This is a genomic window from Undibacterium sp. Ren11W (assembly GCF_049340485.1).
GTDB lineage: Bacteria > Pseudomonadota > Gammaproteobacteria > Burkholderiales > Burkholderiaceae_D > Undibacterium.
The window spans coordinates 1-21,059 of the sequence record NZ_JBMPPB010000013.1; the positions used below are offsets into that span (position 1 = coordinate 1).

General features: G+C 49.8%; 15 protein-coding genes. 9 read left to right on the forward strand and 6 right to left on the reverse strand.

From position 1 onward, the window contains the following. The first annotated feature begins 763 nt into the window (after positions 1-763). A complete protein-coding gene (locus ACO0K8_RS20940; protein ID WP_422948598.1) occupies positions 764-1,471 on the forward strand; it encodes a DUF6445 family protein in 708 nt (235 codons plus the stop codon). Positions 1,472-1,597: 126 nt separating this feature from the next. Here ACO0K8_RS20940 and ACO0K8_RS20945 read toward each other — a convergent pair whose 3' ends face one another. After that, positions 1,598-4,222: a TonB-dependent receptor gene (locus ACO0K8_RS20945; protein ID WP_422948599.1), complete on the reverse strand. Its 2,625-nt coding sequence runs from the start codon at positions 4,220-4,222 to the stop codon at positions 1,598-1,600. A gap of 997 nt (positions 4,223-5,219) precedes the next feature. On the opposite strand from ACO0K8_RS20945, the gene ACO0K8_RS20950 reads away from it, so the two are divergent. Next, positions 5,220-5,951, forward strand: coding sequence for a YoaK family protein (locus ACO0K8_RS20950; protein WP_422948600.1), 732 nt, complete (start codon positions 5,220-5,222; stop codon positions 5,949-5,951). A 135-nt stretch (positions 5,952-6,086) separates the two neighbouring features. Here ACO0K8_RS20950 and ACO0K8_RS20955 read toward each other — a convergent pair whose 3' ends face one another. The 3 genes from ACO0K8_RS20955 to ACO0K8_RS20965 form a co-directional block, all read right to left on the reverse strand. Continuing rightward, complete coding sequence (locus tag ACO0K8_RS20955; RefSeq protein WP_422948601.1) at positions 6,087-6,893, reverse strand: SDR family oxidoreductase; 807 nt, start codon at positions 6,891-6,893, stop codon at positions 6,087-6,089. A 43-nt stretch (positions 6,894-6,936) separates the two neighbouring features. Beyond that, the gene (locus ACO0K8_RS20960; RefSeq protein WP_422948602.1) at positions 6,937-7,692 is read right to left on the reverse strand and encodes a class II aldolase/adducin family protein; all 756 of its coding nucleotides are present in this window, start codon (positions 7,690-7,692) and stop codon (positions 6,937-6,939) included. Positions 7,693-8,089: 397 nt separating this feature from the next. Continuing rightward, the gene (locus ACO0K8_RS20965) at positions 8,090-9,787 is read right to left on the reverse strand and encodes a peptide chain release factor 3 (RefSeq protein WP_422948603.1); all 1,698 of its coding nucleotides are present in this window, start codon (positions 9,785-9,787) and stop codon (positions 8,090-8,092) included. 242 nt (positions 9,788-10,029) lie between these two features. On the opposite strand from ACO0K8_RS20965, the gene ACO0K8_RS20970 reads away from it, so the two are divergent. From ACO0K8_RS20970 to ACO0K8_RS20980, 3 genes are all read left to right on the forward strand, one after another. Beyond that, complete coding sequence (locus ACO0K8_RS20970) at positions 10,030-11,046, forward strand: S1/P1 nuclease (RefSeq protein ID WP_422948604.1); 1,017 nt, start codon at positions 10,030-10,032, stop codon at positions 11,044-11,046. Between the two features lie 67 nt (positions 11,047-11,113). Beyond that, positions 11,114-12,982 carry a signal peptide peptidase SppA gene (gene sppA / locus ACO0K8_RS20975; RefSeq protein ID WP_422948605.1) on the forward strand — a complete coding sequence of 623 codons (1,869 nt, stop codon included), beginning with the start codon at positions 11,114-11,116 and terminating at the stop codon, positions 12,980-12,982. Positions 12,983-13,054: 72 nt separating this feature from the next. Then, positions 13,055-15,784 (forward strand): zinc-dependent metalloprotease, encoded by a 2,730-nt coding sequence (locus ACO0K8_RS20980; protein WP_422948606.1) that lies wholly within the window; start codon positions 13,055-13,057, stop codon positions 15,782-15,784. A gap of 136 nt (positions 15,785-15,920) precedes the next feature. On the opposite strand, the gene ACO0K8_RS20985 is transcribed toward ACO0K8_RS20980, so the two are convergent. Next, positions 15,921-16,682, reverse strand: coding sequence for a hypothetical protein (locus tag ACO0K8_RS20985; RefSeq protein WP_422948607.1), 762 nt, complete (start codon positions 16,680-16,682; stop codon positions 15,921-15,923). 183 nt (positions 16,683-16,865) lie between these two features. Then, positions 16,866-17,300: a hypothetical protein gene (locus ACO0K8_RS20990; protein ID WP_422948608.1), complete on the reverse strand. Its 435-nt coding sequence runs from the start codon at positions 17,298-17,300 to the stop codon at positions 16,866-16,868. 231 nt (positions 17,301-17,531) lie between these two features. Between ACO0K8_RS20990 and ACO0K8_RS20995 the strand changes: the two genes are divergently transcribed. From ACO0K8_RS20995 to ACO0K8_RS21010, 4 genes are all read left to right on the forward strand, one after another. Beyond that, on the forward strand, positions 17,532-18,065 hold the full coding sequence (locus tag ACO0K8_RS20995) for a carboxymuconolactone decarboxylase family protein (RefSeq protein WP_422948609.1): 534 nt from the start codon (positions 17,532-17,534) through the stop codon (positions 18,063-18,065). Positions 18,066-18,151: 86 nt separating this feature from the next. Further along, on the forward strand, positions 18,152-19,759 hold the full coding sequence (locus ACO0K8_RS21000) for a pyridoxamine 5'-phosphate oxidase family protein (RefSeq protein ID WP_422948610.1): 1,608 nt from the start codon (positions 18,152-18,154) through the stop codon (positions 19,757-19,759). A gap of 29 nt (positions 19,760-19,788) precedes the next feature. After that, positions 19,789-20,277 carry a DUF1348 family protein gene (locus tag ACO0K8_RS21005; RefSeq protein ID WP_422948611.1) on the forward strand — a complete coding sequence of 163 codons (489 nt, stop codon included), beginning with the start codon at positions 19,789-19,791 and terminating at the stop codon, positions 20,275-20,277. A 349-nt stretch (positions 20,278-20,626) separates the two neighbouring features. Further along, complete coding sequence (locus ACO0K8_RS21010) at positions 20,627-21,046, forward strand: DUF3224 domain-containing protein (RefSeq protein ID WP_422948612.1); 420 nt, start codon at positions 20,627-20,629, stop codon at positions 21,044-21,046. Positions 21,047-21,059: the final 13 nt, after the last annotated feature.

Genomic DNA, 21,059 nt, shown 5'->3' on the forward strand with positions numbered 1-21,059 from the left:
GTGGCTTGACCTCTTCTACTATTTTGGTCTCGAGCGGCTTTTGCATCACAGCTTTGATTTTTGCTGCGCCGCCATTGATCAAACCCCAGACCAAGACCACGTGAAATAATATAACAAGTCCTATACCAGTAAATTTCTTACCCGGCTCGGCCTCGCGTCCTGAAAAATCCATATAACAACTCCTGCACTTACTAATGCGTATTCATCTACAACACGAGAGCACTCAAATCCATTGCAACACTCTCACCTAATACCACTTATACATTTACTCTCAGTCAGACAAGTATTCGTATATACCAAAAAAAATTGCAATTTATTCCGCGAGACCAAAGCCGGTTTCAATTGAGTCTGAACGCCATTAGCGGCATAAACGCAAGCAACTTACTGATCGATTAAACGTCGAAATTTTTTATATTTTCGTGCGTATTCTCACTGTAAAATTTTCCATAGTGGCTGTCAACAGGTATTTAAGTGGCATTTAAAAATATGCTACCATTAAATTTCCGTAGCGATACAATCTAGCTAAGCGCATAGACTTTTAGGCAGAAAGCAGGGCCCAATGGGCAACAGTAAAAATTTACCAAGGCTTACACCCTATCCCTGGAAAATTGAAATGAAGAATAAAAATAATATAGAAAATACTGTGCCAATTTTCTATCTTATTTAGCACTCAATCGTCCGAGCTAGATCCACGCATTAATGAAGCAAAACGATAGCAACTGAACTAACTACAGCGCACATACTTAGCTAAAAAAACTACAACATGAAGACTGCATTTTCTATACGCGTGCCAGCGCAAATTCAAACTGTGACGATAGGCGATCATCAGGCACTGATCATCGATAATTTCCTGGAAGATCCGGATGCTATGCTGGCGATCGCGGCTCGCAGCGAATTTAGCCCCTATCCAGGCTACGCTGAAAAAAAGGGCTATCCCGGCGTGCGCGCTGTGGCACCCAGCGCCTACTCTTACAACATCACGACTTTTCTTGAGCCTTTGATCAAGGCGTATTTTGCGGTACCAGAACAGCTCGATATCCGCAAAAGTATCTGTGCGTTTTCATTAACTACCATGCCTACCGAGGAACTTGGTCCCTTACAGCGCACACCACACTTTGATGCAAGTACACCGCATCATATGGCGGTGTTACTGTATCTATGCGACGATCGTCATGGCGGCACTGGTTTTTATCGCCACAATGCCAGCGGACTACAACAGATCACCGAAGTCACACGAGAACTTTATCTCGATACCTACTACGAAGAAATCAATGCGATACGCCCGGATCAAAAATATTTCGACGACTCCAACCATCACTTTAGTTTGCTCGGTGTGATACCGGCCAAATATAACCGGCTGGTGATCTACCATGGCAGCCTGCTGCACACTGCCTGCATCAATCCCGCATTGAGTATCGATAGCAATCCACGCAGCGGGCGCTTAACCGTCAACACTTTCTACGATTTTTGAGTGCAAAAAAAATGATTTGCTAAACCGTGCGCTCTAATTGCGCATGGATTTTACATCATCTGACTCAGTGCAATAATCAAAAAAAAGCCCGGAATAAACCGGGCTTTTTTGTACCATCAGACTAACTTAGAACTTAGCACTGACTGTTAGTTTGTAAGTCGATTCACCAATAAAGGACCAGGCTGGGTAACCGGCTTTCAAAGGATCCTTGACTGTAGTGCTCGCTGCTGCGGCACCATACTGAACATCATCTTGCTTGAGCAAGTTGGCCACTTCAAAGCCCAATTTGATCTTGTCAGTAATATTCCATCCAAAGCTCACATCCAAAGTACCGAAAGCATCATGCATGCGATTGCCATACCAGCCAGTTTCGCGAATCATATACTTCGAGCGCCAATTGTAAGCAGCACGTGCGAAGTAAGTTGGGCTTTCCCAGTAAGTAACCAGATTAGCATTGTGTTTGGACGACAGCGTGAAAACATTTAGCTGATCCTGATAGCTGGTCGCTGGCGCAGTGGCATTAGATAAAGTGTAGTTGGCAACGACACCGAAACCATTATCAAACGAGTGATTAACCTGCGCTTCGATACCATCAATCTTGCCACCACCAGCATTCACATAGCGATTGACTGTCCAGCTGTCTTTCCCACTATCAGGACTGACCACGCCAATTTTTTGATCGATTTTGGTTTCAGTCGTAATGAAATTACTAATGTCCTTGTGGAAGTACATTACCGAAATCAGGCTACCCTTGCCGTAATAGTACTCAAGACCAAGATCCATCTGAGTCGACTTCATCGGTTTCAAAGCGACGCTACCGAAGCTGACAGATTCATTTCCAGCTACGGTGTCCTGGAAGCCATTTTGTGTTGCAATGAACATGTTTTCATAGTTCGGACGAGTAATCGCCTGCGCTGCCGTAAAACGTACTATCGTATTCTTATCGAGATCGTAAGCAAGATTTAAGCTAGGCAATACATCGTGATAGCTCGCCTTTTCTGTCGTTTTGGTTTTACCCCAACCAGCATTTTGTGCAATATCGCCAGCACCTACAGGTGTGCCATCGAGCTTATAGCCCTCTGCAGTTACATCAGAGCCGATATAACGCAAACCGAAATTTCCGTGCAGTGCATCTTGCTCAAAGTTGAACATACCGTAGATGGCTTTGTTGTCCTCTTTCAATTGACCATAGCCACCGCGCTCTTCAGTCCAGCCCGTCACATTTTGATTCGTGTTGGCCATCATAGCGGCGATATCAGGGCGCGGAGATGCCCAGCCATTACTACCCATGTCCATAGTACCGTTGTACAGACTTGCAGTTGGCGCTCCTTTTGTCGTTGCCGCAAACTGCGCACGATCAGTAGCCTTCTGGAAGGTATGCTGAGATGCACGGAATCCTGTCTTGAACGATGAGACCGCACCCCAGTTTAAATTCAAGGTCAAATCAGCCTGCACGTAGTCTTCTTTATCCGAGTTAGGACCACGTGAAGTTGCCCAAGAGCCGGCTGGACCAGTTGACGCAGGCAAGTTTGCCAAGGTCACGCCCTGATTCGAAGTAGGGTTGATCACGATTTGCTTACCGGTTGCATCGATGGCACCTGTCCACTTCGGCAATGCACCGCCAGAATAGGAATAGTTCGTCGTCATTGAAGTGCCGCCGTCCGCCTTGGTGGTACCAGCGACAACATCCAACTTCATGCCATCGGTTTTGTAAGTACCGTTGAGCATCAGCGTATCAGACGTCATTTTTCCTTGGCGCGCCCAAGTCTGAAGGAAGGCATCCGTGGCGTTTGCTGCCGAGGTGCTACTGCTCAAACATACACCCTTTGGATTAAAGGAAGATGTCACTTCCGTATTGCGGCTTGTGCAATTTGGATCATGGAAAATGTAATGACTAGTGTTGGAATTGTCAGCATCGAGTTGCAAACTCATGTAGTTCAATCCAAGGTCCAAACCCTTCATAGGGCGTGCTTGCAAATTTAGATTGAAAGCGGTGCGCTTACGTTCTTGCACAAAGGTAGTTGGTGCAACGTCGGCCGACCAACGGCTATCAGACTCAACGCCACGACGGACGTAGTCACCCTTCTCGCCGGCTGCTGCCACCAATACACCAAATGTATTCGCTTCATTTTTCCAGCTAAAGAGACCGGACAAGTCCGTGTCCAACTTATCGCTGACACTACCCTTACCGAACTTGGCGCCAACGTAGGCAGAACCTGATGGCATGTCCAGCGGCTTGCGTGTCTTGACGATGACAGTACCGCCGATACCGCCTTCAGTCAAATCTGCTTGTGAAGACTTGTACACGTCGATACCACCGATCAGTTCAGATGGCAGCAAGGAATAATTAAAGGAACGATCGAGCGCTTGCTGATCATACCAACCGGTAGAGGCAACAGTTTGTCCATTGAGGGTGGTGTAAGTCATTTGCGGGTCGGAACCACGCACTGAGACCGAAGCGCCTTGGCCAAATGCACGACCAACAGAAACGCCGGGGATACGGCCTAGTGCCTCACCGACGTCGGTATCAGGCAATTTACCGATATCCTCAGCGGAAACTGCATCAACCACCGAATTGGCGTTGCGCTTGATGTTAACTGCAGTTTGCAAAGCGGCACGGATACCGGTCACTTCAACTACGGTGACGGGTGCGACGTTTGCAGCCTGCTGCGCTTGTGCTGATGCAGTAAATACCATGATCGCAACTGCTGAAGCGATAGGCGTTAAATTGAGTCTAAAATTACTTTTCATGTACTCCCCCAAGATTTTTAAATAAAACTATTTATTGCCGAGAAAAATGCTGTTCATCAAACCGCATCCTACAAAGCGTTGCACTGCCACTTTTGAGTCAATCCAATATCAGATGTCGCGCAATTAAGTCACACATTTTGATGCTACTTAATTATTAGATTCTGTAAAATCTAAAACAGATCTAACTGCATCTACACGACCACTTTCAAATAGCATTAACTTTTAACCGTCACGAATTTCCACTTCCGTAAGGCCGCATGGCTTTTTACCGCCACTTTTATTACTCTTCGAAATCAACACAATTCACACTAAAGAATCACATCAAAATCTTCGAACTGGGCTAACTTTAGAGGCCTCAAAAGTGGCTGTCAAGCGGTATTCATGTGGTATTGTTGTATTTCGCATTGGTATTGACATTAATAAGTCCAATATTAATCTAAGCAATTGAATTTAAACGATATTTACAATCAATTAAACGTGTTTTTATACAACTGGACTTAGTTCAAATTTCAAGTAATTCGCTGTTTTTTACTGAAAATTCAAACAAATAACATTGATACCAAATAACAAAGTGGATTTTTACTGGTATTAATTTTCCTTAGGTGCTTTGAGCTTCTATCTGGCATAAAATTGTGCGTCCAATCCTAAAACTCAGCTAGCAATCTCGTTGGATAAGGAATTATCTTGAAGTCAATTAAGGGGACATCCAATAACACCAGCTTGCAATAAGTTCAGGCCAATAATCCCCTACGTAAAATTGCTACGACCAGGTGCGCCGCCGACGACGGTTCGCTGGGGCGATTTTGAATAAGTCCTAACTCAATGAGAATCCATATTTTTGACATCGTGCTCATGGCATCGCACCTCGTTTGTCACCAAGTCTGACTTAATTCTAGCGTTGCGCAGATAAATTCAAACTTAGTCTATTTGCGCCCTTGTGCCATGCCCGCCACTTCACTTACACTGAGTACCCTCTATCGCGATAAATTTCAGCTCCATGCCCGCTCACTATTTAGCGAAACTCTCCTCTCCAAAAAGAACCCCGCAATCCAACTTGCATCTGGGCGTTGCTTTAGCTGGCATTGCCGGCGCTCTCAATGCCGGAGGTTTTTTAGCGGTGGGTCAATACACTTCCCATATGACGGGCATGCTATCGAGTGCGGCCGACGATTTAATTTTAGGGAGATTTTTACCGGCGTTCGCCGCATTGTTTATGCTCTTGGCGTTTACCTGGGGCGCGGCCTGCACCGCATTGATGGTGAACTACGCCAAGCGTAATCAGATGCGGCATATCTACACCCCGGTATTATTGCTGGAGGCGATTTTGCTCTTGGTGTTTGGCCTGGTCGGCGGCAATCTACAGCAGCATGCGGTGATCACAGTCTCGTTTACTGCAGTATTACTGTGCTATGTGATGGGTCTACAAAATGCCCTGATTACTAAAATATCGAACGCCGAGATACGCACCACCCATGTGACAGGACTGGTCACCGATCTGGGTATAGAACTGGGGAAGATGATTTACTGGAACCGCGATACGGTACAAGTGCACACCAGCGAAGTGCTTGCCAACCGTCATAAACTACGTTTGCACAGCATGCTGATCTGCGCGTTCTTTGTTGGTGGCATCTTAGGCGCTGCGGGCTTTAAATATCTCGGATTTATCTCCACCTTACCGCTGGCAGCTGGCTTGAGCATCTTGGCCTTAGCACCTCGCTTTCAAGACTAATTTATTTTCTGCAAGGCACGGGCTCAACACGCATATTCCATGCGGCTTAGCGCGCATATGCCGCCAGCAGGCGCATGGATATTGCGCGTTGGGCCTATGCCATTTTCGTTTGTTTAACCACGTGTCCCGGCACCGCTATTCTGGCCGCACTTCTTTCTTTAATGCCGCCATTGCCATTTTATCGACCAGAGCAGGAAGTAGCAGTTTCAGCCAACGTCCCAACTTGCCTTTGACCGACATCACGACTTCGCGCTTGCCTCGCTGCATACCCGCCAGTATCAGGCTGGCGCACTGCTCTACTGACATGGCATGGTCTTCTTTCAAGCCACTGCTGCCAGCGGCTAGACCCGCCGCATTGTAGCCGCGATAGCGAATCTGGGTCGCTACCACACCCGGGTAAGCCACGGTAACGGTGACGCCACTGTCGCCGAGCTCAGCCCTAAGACTTTCAAAAAATCCGCCCATGGCAAATTTACTGGCGCTGTACGCGGTGCGCCCAGGCACGCCGATTAAACCGGCCAGAGAAGAAACTGCGACTATCTTGCCCTTACTCGCTTTCAGATACGGTAAGGCGGCATGGGTACACCACAGGCTCCCCCAGAAATTAATCCGCATTAATTCTTCATACCAACTCAGATCATCCACCTCGGCGAACAACGCTTGCGCCGAGCGCCCTGCGTTATTGATCAAGGCATCGAGCCGTCCAAATTTTTGTATGCTGGCGGCTATCAATGCAAGACATTCAGCTTGCAGCGACACATCCGTTTTTAGCACCAGAGTCTGCGCGCCGCTGCTCCGGCAATCGGCCGCCACCTGCTGCAGTAAGGTCTCATTGCGTGCCGCTAACACCAGCGCAATCTGTGTGCCGTACTGTCTCGCTAATTGACGCGCCATTTCAGCGCCTATACCGTCTGAACTACCGGTAATAATGATCACTTGCATGTTGTCCTCTAAATGGGCTGCTCGGAGCGGTCGCCATCGTTAGTCATAATTTATAGCTCTCGTCGCTGCGCTCTAGTTTGCGTATTAGCGATGGCCAGACAAAGGCACCGCCCATGCCGCCGGTCTGCACCCGCATCGCCTCGGCCACGCCTTGCACGATCTGCGGATTTATCAGCGTCAACTCGCCACCGGCTTGCGCTGCTACTTGTATCTGGCAGGCGGCCTCAAAGGTGTACATGGAGAGAAATGCATCGGCTATGCTTTTACCGGCGACCAGCAAACCGTGATTACGCAACATTAAGAAATTGGCGCGTCCCATATCGGCTTGCAGACGCGGTTTTTCGTCTTCGCGAAACGCGACGCCTTCGTAATCATGGTAAGCCAGAGACGCCAGCACAAATGTCGACTGCTGAGAGATTGGCAATACGCCGCATTTTTGCGCGCTCACCGCCACACCCGCCCGGGTATGCGTATGCAAGACACAATGCACATCTTCGCGCGCCTCATGCACTGCACTATGAATCACGAAGCCAGCCGGATTCACAGGAAAAGGCGAAGCGATCATCTTATTACACTGCTGATCGACTTTCACTAAGGACGATGCGGTGATTTCATCAAACATTAAACCGTAAGGATTGATCAGAAAATGGTGCTCGGGGCCAGGTACTCGTGCGCTGATGTGGGTAAATACAAGATCGCTCCAGCCATACGCTGCGACCAGACGGTAACAAGCCGCTAAATCGACGCGCAACGCCCACTCTTGCTCGCTGACCAGATGTTTTACACTAGGGATTTCCATGCTTGTCTCCTCTATGGGGTGCTAGGGATTTTTGGTTTTTTACGGACTAAGCAAGGCGGCGTATAGGAACCACACCAGCTTGTCACTTGATTATTGAACTATACCGCTGAATACAGTTACGCAGCTGATTTCCAGGTTGATGTAGGCATAGGCGCAACAGTATTTTACGACCAGGCTGCAGACGAAGTTGCCGATTGCCATCAAGCACAGATTAGGCGGACAGACCGGAGTAGCCCTAGTTTATTAGGTATCCTGGCAGGCACTCGGGACAGGCATATAGATAGGGGTGTTGCAGGCAAGCAGGCTGGAGAGGCCCGTGGATATTGCGGATTCAGGCAGGCTGAGCAGGAGGTACAGTCTTATTACACCTCCTGCTTGAGGCACTTTTGCTTCGATTTTATTCTAATTTGGCCGCATGTTCACGGGTCGCATGAAACACCACATCAGGCCAGCGCTCTTGCGTCAAACGCAGATTCACGCCTGAACTGGCAAGGTAGGCTAGATTTCCGGCGGCATCGTGCGCCAGATTGTGACCTGCGCTAGAGCGTTCAAAATCGGCCATGATCTTCTTGTCTTCGCAAGTAACCCAACGAGCACTGCTGATACTAGTACCTTCAAACACGGCATCGACACCGTATTCATTTTTAAGGCGGCTGGCAACCACTTCAAACTGCAATACACCAACCGCGCCCAGTACCAGATCGCCGCTATTGACGGGTTTAAATACTTGCACCGCACCCTCTTCGCCCAATTGCTGCAAACCTTTTTGCAATTGCTTGGTTTTCATTGGATTAAGAATACGGGCTGTACGGAAAAAATCCGGAGCAAAATAAGGGATGCCGGTAAATTGCAAGAATTCGCCTTCAGAAAAACTGTCACCGATCTGCATATTCCCGTGGTTCGGCAAACCGATGATATCGCCGGCATAGGCTTCCTCAACTTGCTCACGGCTAGAAGCCATAAAGGCCACTACCGACGACACTTTGATCTCACGATTCAGGCGTAAATGCTTGAGCTTCATGCCGCGTTCAAAATGGCCGGAACAGACCCGCAAAAACGCGATACGGTCGCGATGCGCCGGATCCATATTTGCTTGTATCTTGAACACGAACCCTGAGAACGGCACTTCCGTCGGCAAGACCGCGCGCACGGTGGCGTCACGTTCGCGTGGCGCCGGTGCCCAATCAAGCAAGGCATTAAGGATTTCGCGCACACCAAAGTTATTAATGGCAGAACCAAAGAACACCGGTGTTTGGGTACCGGCCAGGAAAGCGGCCAGATCAAACGGATGCGAAGCGCCTTGCACCAGTTCGATTTCCATTTTCAACTGTTCAATTTCCAGTGGAAAAAGTTCAGCCAGGCGAGGATTATTGATACCCTTGAGTACTTCAAATTGCTGGTCGGCGCGCTCGCTACCGGCCGCAAACAACATGATCTCGTCTTTCAGGATGTGGTAGACACCGCGGAAAGTTTTACCCATACCGATAGGCCAGGTGACCGGCGCACACTGTATCTTCAGCACCGATTCCAGCTCATCGAGCAATTCCAGCGGATCGCGCGTCTCGCGATCCATCTTGTTGACGAAGGTAATAATCGGCGTATTGCGCATGCGGCAAACGTTCAGCAATTTAATGGTTTGCTCTTCCACCCCCTTGGCGGCATCGATCACCATCAAGGCGGAATCGACCGCCGTCAGTACCCGATAGGTATCTTCAGAAAAATCCTGGTGACCCGGGGTATCGAGAAGATTGACCACGTGATCGCGATATTCAAACTGCATCACCGAGCTGGCCACAGAAATGCCGCGCTGCTTCTCGATTTCCATCCAGTCAGAGGTGGCATGACGCCCACTCTTACGCGCCTTAACGGTACCGGCCAATTGTATCGCCCCGGAAAACATCAGGAGTTTTTCTGTCAGCGTAGTTTTACCCGCATCCGGATGTGAAATGATCCCGAAAGTGCGGCGACGCGCGACTTCACGCTTAATCAGATCGCTACTCACTGGCTTAGGGATCAGTTGCGCTTCAGACGGATCTAGCGTCTCGGCTAAAGGCTGCTCTGAGGATGGTTCTGTGTGGTCGGTTGATGCATTCATTTCGGGCGAGCCAGGAAAATTTGAGAAAAGCCGTCTAGTCTAACGGCTATTAGAGGTTTAGTCGAATTTAGAGCCGGAACTTAAGAAAAAAACACGGGTCTATGCTTGCTAAGTATTCCACCAATCCAGAATCGCGCAGATGAATTGCCTGCAAACCAACTAATCAAACCATAACGCATAGTTTCAGATTAGAATTGTCTTTTAGGACTTATACCGGCATTGCCTGCCACGATAGGAAAATCATGAAACGCCATCTGTTAAGCCTCGCATTTACCATCTGCTGCATGCCCGTCACTAGTTTTGCCTGGGGGCCGGATGGTCATCACAGCGTAGGTGCCATCGCCGATTCGCTGTTAGCAGGTAGTAAAGCTTCGCAAAAAATAGCCGAGGTACTGCAGCAAAATACTTTGGAGCAGGTAGCAGTATGGGCCGATTGCGTCAAAGGCATCAATCCTGAAAAAGATTTTGCTTACACCTCAAGCGGAAAATATCCAGAATGTGCGCCGTTTGAGACCAAGGAAGGGATAGACGCCATGAGCAGCTATGTGCGCCGAAACAATAACAACTGTAATCCGGCTGAAGGTGAAGAAAGCTGCCACAAACAATATCACTACGCCGACGTTGCAATCCAACACGCTCACTACAAGTCTGGCTATGTCGGCACCAATGAGCACGACATCGTCCATGCGATAGGCGCTGCGGTGGCGGTCCTGCAGGGTAAGCCACCGGTTCAGCCATTCCAGTTCCAAGATGAGCGCGAAGCATTAAGTGTATTGACGCACTTGATCGGCGATCTGCATCAACCCTTGCATGTGGGTTCGGTGTTTCTTAGCAATCAAGGAAAACTCATTAATCCCGATGCTGCCCACACTCACTACGACAAGGGTAGTAATACCGTAGGCGGCAACGCCCTGCAATGCCCTTGCGGCAATCTTCACAGCATGTGGGATGAACTGCCGCAGGCCTATAAACATGGCCGCATGAATACCGTGCTCAAGCTCAAGGCAAGTAAGCTCGCTAAAACGCCAGGTTCAAGCGAACAATGGCCAAAACTATGGGCCGACCAAACAATAGGCGATGCCAAGACTGCGTTTGGCGGCATGCAGTTTAGTAAAAGCACAGCGACCCAACGCGGCAACAATTGGTCGATCGCTTTGCCCTTAGAATACGAAAAAACCATGCTTAAAATTAAAGAAGACGCCTTAATCAAAGCCGGCGCACATTTAGCACAACTGCTGCAAAGTATCTGGCCAGAATAATTCCTGGCTCATTTAATTAGAAGTAAAGCACAACTAGTACGACCTATTTATCCGTAAAGGAAACACCATGTCTTTCGCCCCATTTACGTTCCTAAAAAAATCCTTTTTGTTCGTCTGGAAGACGCTCGATGTGGGACGCAGGTTTATTCTTAATATGCTGTTTTTAGCCATACTGGTGGCGCTCGCCATAGGCTTCTTTTCCGGAGCAGGAAAAAAATTAGAAGAAAAAACTGCGCTGGTATTAGATTTAAAAGGGCAACTGGTAGAGCAAAATTCGCTTGGCTTGCGTGACTCACTGATGGCTGAGGCCAAAGGCGACGCCAAAAAGACCACGCAATTGCGTGATGTTTTACACGTATTGGAGGCCGCCGCCAAAGATCCTAAAATCGGCAGCGTGGTCTTGCTGCTGGACGAAATGCAAGGCGCAGGTTTGCCTATGCTGCGCGAAGTCGCCGCCGCGCTAGTACGTTTTAAAGCCAGCGGCAAAAAAGTGATCGCCTGGGGTTCCAACTATGATCAGCGACAATATTTTTTAGCCGCGCATGCCGATGAGGTGTACGTGCATCCTATGGGCACCGTGATGCTCAACGGTTTCGGCCGGTATCGCAATTATTATCGCGATGCGCTCGATAAAGTGGGCGTCACCATCAATCTGATGAAGGTCGGCACTTATAAGAGTTTTGCTGAGCCATATATCGCCAATGCCCCCTCGCCTGCCGCTGCAGAAGCAGAAAGTTACCTGTATAACGCGATGTGGAAAACCTATACCGATGGGGTAGAAAAAGCCCGAAAATTACAACCTGGTGCCATCATGGCAGGTATCGATAATTTGCCGCAGTTACTCAATGCAGCGGGCGGCGACATCGCTAAACTTGCACTCAATAACAAACTGGTTGATGGCTTAAAAACGCGTGATGAGCTGCGCCAACTAATGCTGAAAAAAGGCGTGAAAGACGATCACGGCAAGAGCTTCCGCCAAATTAATTTCGACGAATACCTGTCCAAACAAAAACCTAGCTTTTTTGGCGATGCGGTTGGTGTCGTGATTGCGGCCGGAGAAATCAGCGATGGCATGGCGCCGGCCGGTTCTATCGGCGGCTTATCCACCGCCAACCTGATACGCAAAGCACGCGAAGACGATCAGATCAAAGCAATTGTGTTGAGGGTTGATTCCCCGGGCGGCAGCGCCTTTGGATCAGAGTTGATACGGCGCGAACTTGAACTCACGCGCGAGGCCGGTAAACCTGTCGTAGTCTCTATGGGAAATGTGGCAGCTTCGGGCGGTTACTGGATCTCTATGGCCTCGGATGAAGTGATTGCCGACGCCGCCACCGTCACCGGTTCTATCGGCGTGTTCGCGATCTTCCCGACTGCTGACAAAGTCATAGAAAAAATCGGCGTACATACCGGCGGCACCACCACTACCTGGCTAGGCGATGCCTTTAACCCTCTGCGCCCTATGAACCCTCGTTTTGGCGAAGTAATACAGACCGGCATCAATCATATCTATCTCGATTTCACCACAAAAGCCGCGGCGGCCCGTCACACCACCCAAGCCAAGATCGATGAGGTCGCTCAGGGTAGAGTCTGGACCGGCGAGCAAGCCAAACAACGCGGCCTGATCGATACAGTAGGAAGCTATTCCGACGCGCTGGCATCGGCCGCCAAACGAGCCAAACTCGGCAACAATTATCGCGTCAGCTATATAGAACGCGAGCCATCCAAATTTGACCGGGTATTGAACTTTCTAGGTGCCGGCGTAGGTGCCAGCTTGAGTTCTGTACTAAGCGAACACTTCAAACTTGCCGTGCTGCCGTCTGGCGTACCAGCGCAAGCCGCGGCAGCGATGGCAAAAGACTTGAGTTGGTTGGCCGACCTGCAAAAAAGTACTAAAGGCTATATGGCGATGACGCATTGTCTGTGCGGCGAGCCCTGAATCTGAATCTGAGCTTGAGCCTGAGTCCTCATCCAAAAAGTCTCCTTTACCGCATCAGCCTGGATCGTGAACATGCAATACAAGTACCCGCAATGTCAGCAATATTTTAAGCAGCGTCCGCTGGCTTTACAATTGAAAGTATTGCTGATCGCCTTATGCAGCACCTACGCCAGCCTGACGCTGGCACAAGCGCCAACACCAGCCAATGCTAGCACTGTGACAGTGCAAAATCCCGCGCCGACGGTAGTCATGCCACCGGTGCTGGTACCCGCAGCCACCAGCGCTTTGAGACCCTACAAAGAGATCATCAAAGATGCCAAAGAACTTAAGGGGTTTTTCACCCTATATCAAAAAGACGAAAAGGTATGGATAGAAATTCGGCCCGATCAATTCGATCAGCCCTTCTTTTTTTCCTACAATATCCCTAGCAGTCTGGGTGAGCGCGGTCTGTATGGCAGCCAGATGGGAAATAGTTATCAGGCGGTGTTTAAGCGCATAGGCAATCATGTGCAATTGATTGCTAAAAATACTGAGTATTATGCAAGCCCAGGTACGCCACAAGCACAAGCGGTAACTCAGGGCTTCTCTGATAGTTTGCTCGGCAATGCGACTGTACTTAGTTTGCCGCATACAGAATCGAAAGCGATCTTGATCGATGCCAGCACTTTACTGTTTTCCGACATCCCCAGCTATACAACAAGGTTAGAGAGCGCATACCGTCTGACCTACGTGTATGACAGAAGCAATAGCAGCTTTAGCAAAGTATATGCTGAAGAGAAATTATCCGGCTTACTCGTCAATTCGCATTTTTTTACGCCGCGTATCGCCGCTGCGCCTTTACTCCCTAGCCCTGTCGCGATACCGACGCCGCCACAAACCACGCCTGATCCACGCAGCTTCTTTGTCGGTTTCTATTACAGCTTTTCCGCCCTCCCTGCAGAGACGATGCGGGCGCGTGTCGCGGACGATAGGCTAGGTCACTTTGTAAGTACTAGCTACGATTTTAGCGACGATCTGACACCAAGTACGGCACGCTACTTCATCAATCGCTGGCGTCTAGAAAAAGCCGCGCCCGACGCAAAACCAGAAACCGAAACCGAGCGCGTCTTATCCGAACCAAAACAGCCCATCGTGTATTGGCTAGATCAAAACATTCCGGAAAAATATCGCGCAGCGATCAGCGCCGGAGTACTCGAGTGGAATAAGGCATTTGAGCAGATTGGTTTTAAAAACGCCATCGTCGTCAAACAGCAAAGCGATAAAGATCAATTTGATACGATGGATGCAAGGCACGCTGCGATACGCTGGTTTGTCGGCACCGACCTTGGCTTTGCCATTGGTCCGACTAAAGTAGATAAACGTAGCGGTGAAATTTTGGATGCAGATATCGCCGTAGCCGATATTTTTTCACGCGGAATACGACGCTCGGTTGCTGAAGATATGCATACACAAACGAGTGGGCTTAGCCTTGCAGATACCAGCAATCTCGATTGCAATTTCACCCAGCTAGCCGCGACGGAAATGGGTTTCGCAATGGATCTTTTAGAGATGCGTGGCGAACTCGATATGGCGGGGCCAAAAGCCGAAGAGTTGGCGCAGGCTTACATCAAGCATGTGATCATGCACGAGATCGGTCACACCTTAGGCCTACGCCACAATTTCCGCTCGTCCACCATCTATAGCGCAAAGCAGCTACAAGATCCGGCATTTACCAAGCTGCATGGATTGGCAGGCTCGGTGATGGATTACATTCCGTTTAATCTTTCGGCCAAAGGTGAAGCGCAGGCTGACTACCTGATGTCATCCTTAGGTCCTTACGATTACTGGGCGATTTCCTACGCCTATCAAGAGTTCCCGCCCGGGCAAGAGGCAGGCGAACTGGCAAAGATCGCGGCACGCTCGACCGAAGCAGCATTATCCTACGGTACCGATGAAGATTCGGGTGCAGGTCTATTATCCGACCCCGAGGTAAACAGCTTCGATCTGGGCTCTGACCCTTTAGCATACTTCCAAAAACGTCTGGTATTGTCGCGCGAATTGTGGGATAGATTACAAAGTAAATTGCAAAATAACCAGCTAAAAACCGGCGATAGTTACGAAACACTCAGACGCAGTTTTGAATACGGCTTTTCGCAATTTGCCCGCAGCGTCCCGCTCGCAAGCAAGTACATAGGCGGCACTAGTTTCTTACGTGATCATGCCGGTAGTGGACGTGCCACGTTTACCCCGATCGCAGTCGAACAACAACGCCTCGCATTAAAAATAATTTCCGACAATCTATTCACGGCCAAGAGTTTTGTATTTGCGCCGGAGTTGCTGAGTCGCTTAGGAGGCGATCACTTCCAGGCGAGTAGTCGCAATGAGGTCTCGATTTTTACCCGCGTTATCACTCTGCAAAACATGGTGCTTGATCAGTTGATGTCGGACGTGGTGGCGCTGCGCTTGCTCAACTCGGCCGAAAAAGTGCGTGACGCGAAGAGAGTGCTGGGACTCAATGAGCTGTATAGCACGCTACAAACGGCGATCTGGAGCGAGTTAACAAATGCCAGTGAGATCAGTGCTGCACGCCGCAATTTACAACGAGAGCATTTAAAACGGATTGCCAATACCCTCATCAAACCAGCAGCAAGCACGCCCGCCGATGCGCGTAGTTTGCAACGTGAGCAGGCTACGCAATTGCTGACGGCATTACGTAAGGCCATGCTGAAATCGCATACACCGGAAACCCGAGCTCATCTGTCCGAGAGTGCTGCAAGCCTGGCTGAAGTTTTAAAAGCTTCTTTGATACGCAGTGGCGTGTAAAACTGGAATGTAAAGCGCGCTAAAAACTGAACTATTGAGCGCCTATGAAAATAAAAAAATCTCAACACCACCGGTTTTGAGATTTTCCATAGGCATTAACTAGTTAGCGCCCCACCTTCATATTTTCGATATTCGCTTAAACATTCGCCTTCAGTGTCTCGTACAATCTGGCTAAATCGCAATACACTGCATATTCAAAACCCAGGCGCTTACCATCTCTATCATCCCGTAACAACTGCGCTAGCCATGCGGTGCCGCCGCTTTGCGCTAGCCTTAGACTGACACGTTTTCTTAACTCCGGGTAGTCGTTCAGACCTTTTTGCGTATGGCCCAACAGGCGCTGCTGCCAGCTAGGTACTTGTCCATTAAATTGCGCGCTAAATTTAACGCTGATATCCTCATATTCAGCCTGTTTGCCACAACGCACGTAGGCATCCATCAGCAATAGCCAACTACCCGGGTTACTGTCATCTGCAATAATCGGCGAGAGGATGGCAATGGTCTCGCCCGGCATCCCCAAATCAGCCCAAAATTGTGCTTGTTGCAGCGTTGAAGTCTGCTCCACGACGATTCCACCGCCTATGCTGGCAGGTGCAAAATCAAACAACTCATCGTCCGTAAACTCGGCTCCCGCCGGAGCGCTAGCATTGCGCGTGGAGCTCCTTACTTGCAGTCTGCTGCTGTGCTGCAAACTTAAAGAAGGCTCACGACTTAGAGGTCCTGATCCGTTCAAAATAGCGTCGGGCGCTTTCGGCATGATGATACTGCGCTCCCAATCGGCTGCAGGTCGTTTTTTCTCACGCGGCATAGGCTCTCTGCGTAACCACAAGAGAAAGATGCTGATGAAACAAAACAAGGCCATCAGCCAGGAATAGTCCTCCCAATAAAAAGTGAACATGATGTTACCCTCCCTCATTGATTACACTGCTAACTCACGGTATAGCGCGAATGCCCAATTCTACAAACATGAAACGCACTGTCTTAGCAGGAGTAACCGCAATTAGCGTGCCAGCTTAATTGTTTGACTATTCAAGAGTAAGCTGAGATCAATGTGTAAAAAACAGCGATTAGACTCACTTTTTTACACGTAAAGAAAAGGCTTAAGATTTTTGCTGACACGTAAAGAAGGGGCGCCAAAATAGAAAACGAGATGTCTCACTTTAGCGCCCGGTGAGTTTCTATGCGCACTGCACAGTGCTGGATTAGTAGTTGTATCTTTGCCCGCAGTATCAACCTGACTACCGTCGCTCGACATGCATTGATAAAATTCTCGCAAAGACCCGCTCGATGACTGACACTCTGCGACCGAAAGTTTTGCAGAGATACTAAGCAAGCCCTTGGTGCCCGCCTCGTACTTGGCTTTATCCATATAGCCAGCTTTGAAATTTTTCTCAGTAAAGGCGAGCATGGCCTCTATGCCAGAACGCGCATTCCCCATCGCCTTGGTGCAGGCTAATTCACTGCCGTTCCCTTTGCTTTTCGACGATCCCGCTACAGTATGTCTAGTGTGGACCACCTAGGCCCAAGCTTGGTCTTTTCATGTGACTTGCTCTATTTCCATTGATAGAGTTGACGTTCTGACCCAATGATAATTCCACTTAACGGAATAATGTATTACTAATTTAGTGGATTCTTATGTTGAACGACTTGCTTCATAGTTCTACCTACACAACAGCGTAGTAGAACCAGCAAATACAAAACACGATCAAATCAGCATCATCACTTAAATCTTTCGATAGGAAATATCATGAGCCGCATCAACCTCGTCACCACCGCCACTGCCAGCCCGGAACAACAAGAATTGCTCGCTGCGATACAAGCAAAACTGGGTATGGTGCCTAATTTTTTAAAAGTCTTCGCCAACTCCCCTTCGGCTCTGCGCGCCTTCTTAGGTTTGCATAGCATTGCCAGCGAGGGTAGCCTCGATGCACAAACCCGCGAACGTATTGCGCTCACTGTTGCTCAGAAAAATTCTTGCGAATACTGTGTTTCCGCCCATACAGCAATAGGACGCGGCACCGGTTTAGATAATGCAGAAATGGAAGCGAATCGCGCTGGTTCGAGTAAGGATGCCAAGGCAGCGGTCGCAGTCAAATTTGCCCAGTCTCTGGTCGAGCATCAAGGTGAAGTCACTACCGCAGAATTATTGGAAATGCGCGCAGTCGGTTATTCTGAGTCCGATATCGTCGAAGTCATCACCCACGTAGGCATGACGCTGTTGACCACCATTTTGGGTAAGGCTTCTCGTTTAGAAATCGACTTCCCTAAAGTCAGTCTGTAATTTTTAAGATCTAGCTGGTGCGCGCCGATACGGCAGGCACCCGCTAAGCGAGCAAGCGTTTTGCCATTTATATTTTGGAGTTCTCCATGTCACGTGCCTTTGCCGATATCAGTTTCACCCCCAGCGTTAAAGCCGCACAGAGCCGGTACGGCAGTCGTGAGGCGAATCGTGGTTTTGAACTGGTCGAAGAAAAACGTGATTTTCTAGAACAACGTGATGCCGACTTCATCATGGCACGTGACAGTTTCTATCAAGCCACCATCTCAGAAAATGGCTGGCCGTATGTGCAGCACCGCGGTGGCCCGGCTGGTTTTCTCAAGGCTCTCGATGAAAAAACCCTGGGCTATGCCGATTTTTCCGGCAATGCCCAATACCTCAGCGTAGGCAACCTCAACGCCACCAGTCGCATCTCGATTATCCTGATGGATTACCCAAACCGGCGTCGCCTTAAAATCTGGGGCACCGCCAAAATCGTCCACGAACACGAGCAGCCTGAACTCATCGCCCAATTAGAAATGGGCCATTACCGCGCCCGTATCGAGCGCGCCGTCATCATCACGGTAGAAGCGTTAGAGTGGAACTGCCCGCAACACATTACCCAGCGTTTCAGCGCGCAAGAAGTGCAGCAACAGATGGCAGCAATGCTGGAACAAAACCGCCTGCTCAAACAAGAGCTGGCCGAACTACATCAACATCCACAGACACCCGCGACCAGCCCTGCCGTGAAACCGCAGAGTCTAGGCAATGGACCTTTAGAGTTAATCGTCACCGGAGTGCGCCAATTAACACCTAGGGTACGCGCCTTTGAATTGCGCCGTCCCGATGGCAGCGCTTTGCCCAAGGTAGAAGCCGGTGCGCATTTGCGGGTGCCCGTCGTGCTGGCGGACGGTCAGAGCGCCACCCGCCAATACTCAATCAGTTCTAACCCTGCCCACCGCGACATCTACGAGATCGCCGTCTTGCGCGAAGCAGACGGGCGTGGCGGCTCAATCGCCGTCCATCATTTGTTTGAGCTAGGCATGAGCCTGCATTGCGATCAGCCACGCAATGACTTTGCTCTGCATACCAGCACCGCGCCTAGTATATTGATCGCGGGCGGCATAGGCATCACGCCGATCAAGGCAATGGCACAACAATTAAAAGCGCAAGCGCGTACTCTGAGTCTGCATTACGCCGGGCGCAGCATAGCCCAGATGGCGTATCGCGATCGGCTGCAGCGTGAACTGGGGCAAAACATGCACGTGTACCCTGGCGATCAAGGAGTGCGCTTAGACCTAGATCAGCTGATGCGAGAGGCCCCTGCCGACGCGCTGTTTTACGTCTGCGGCCCTGAGAACTTAATCGCGGCGGTACTGGCAAGCGCCAAGGCGGCAGGCATAGATCAACAACGGCTACGCTATGAACGCTTTGTCGCGCTGCACTCGGCACAAGACCAGGAAATCCGGGTAGAACTCAGACGCAGCAAAAAAGTGATCATGGTCAAACATGATCAAAGCGTACTCGACGCAGTCCGTGCGGCCGGCGTGCCAGCCTTTGCCGAATGCGAGGTCGGCAATTGCGGCACTTGCACGGTCAAGGTGCTGGGCGGCGAGCCAGAACACCGCGATGCAGTACTCAGTGACCAAGAGAAAAAGCATGCTATGTGCATCTGCGTCTCACGCGCCAAGTCACAAGAATTAGTGTTAGATTTATAGACCTCCCCACCACACCACATGGAGCCAATATGAGCAAAGAAAATCCGCCACATCCGCCACGTCCGCCGTTCCCGCCATTCACCCGCGAAACGGCCCTGCAAAAAGTACGTCTGGCCGAAGATGGCTGGAACAACCGCGACCCAGCCAAGGTAGCGCTGGCCTACACGGTAGACAGTATTTGGCGCAACCGCGCTGAGTTCCCACGCGGGCATGATCAAATTGTAGAATTTCTGACCCGCAAATGGGCCCAGGAAACTGAGTACCGCCTGATCAAGGAGCTCTGGGCCTACGAGGGCAATCGGATCGCGGTGCGCTTTGCTTACGAGTCGAAAGATCTAGACGGTAATTGGACGCGCTCTTACGGCAACGAGAATTGGGAGTTCGACGAAAACGGCTTGATGCAAAAACGATTCGCCAGTATCAACGATCTGCCTATCAACGAAGCCGAACGCAAATTCCATTGGCCGCAAGGACGCAGGCCGGATGATCATCCGGGTCTAAGTGAGCTGGGTTTGTAAAAGGGAACTTATAAAAATCAAGTGCGCAGTATCCATGCGCCTTACAGGCCAATATGCTCTGGAAAGGCGCATGGATATTGCGCAGATGATTTGAAAATCCTAAAGACGTATTTCTGGAATGCATGGCATTGCTGCACCGCACCCCTCCCCTGCAATACCGACACCGCGCGCGGCTTGCCACTTCACAGTTTTTTTTCGAAGATTTTAGCTTGGTCTTTTTGTGCAATTGGGGATGATGTGCGAAGCGTTTCCTGCGATATTTTCTCGCTAAAATACGCTACACTCTCTACTCAAAAAAACAATTCCCAGCTGAGCTCTGTGGCCCAGCTTAGACCTTAAGGAAACCGCTATGTCACTCCCACAAAAAATAGTCTGGCAATTCAGCGTCACAAGTTGGTCAGAAACCGCTTTCCACGAAATGCCAGAGGCAGGCAAACTAAGTCGCGCCAGTATCGCCAATACTTTCAGCGGCGCATTAGACGGGCTGGGCACTTTAGAATATCTATTTGTCTACCCGATTACGCCAGCTGATGATGTGCTGTTTAGCGGATATGAGCGCGTCGTCGCCAAGCTAGGGAATTTACAAGGCAGCTTTGTCCTCAAACACGAGGGCGTCTACTCGCCCACAGCAGGCGTGGGCGGAAGCTTGACTATCGTCGCCAACAGCGGCACCGGCGATTTTTCCGGCATCCGGGGTCAGGGCAATATCATCGCCAAGGCCGGTGAACATGGCGGCAGCTATACGCTGCAGATAGAAAATCAAGTTTGACGCGAGAGCCTGA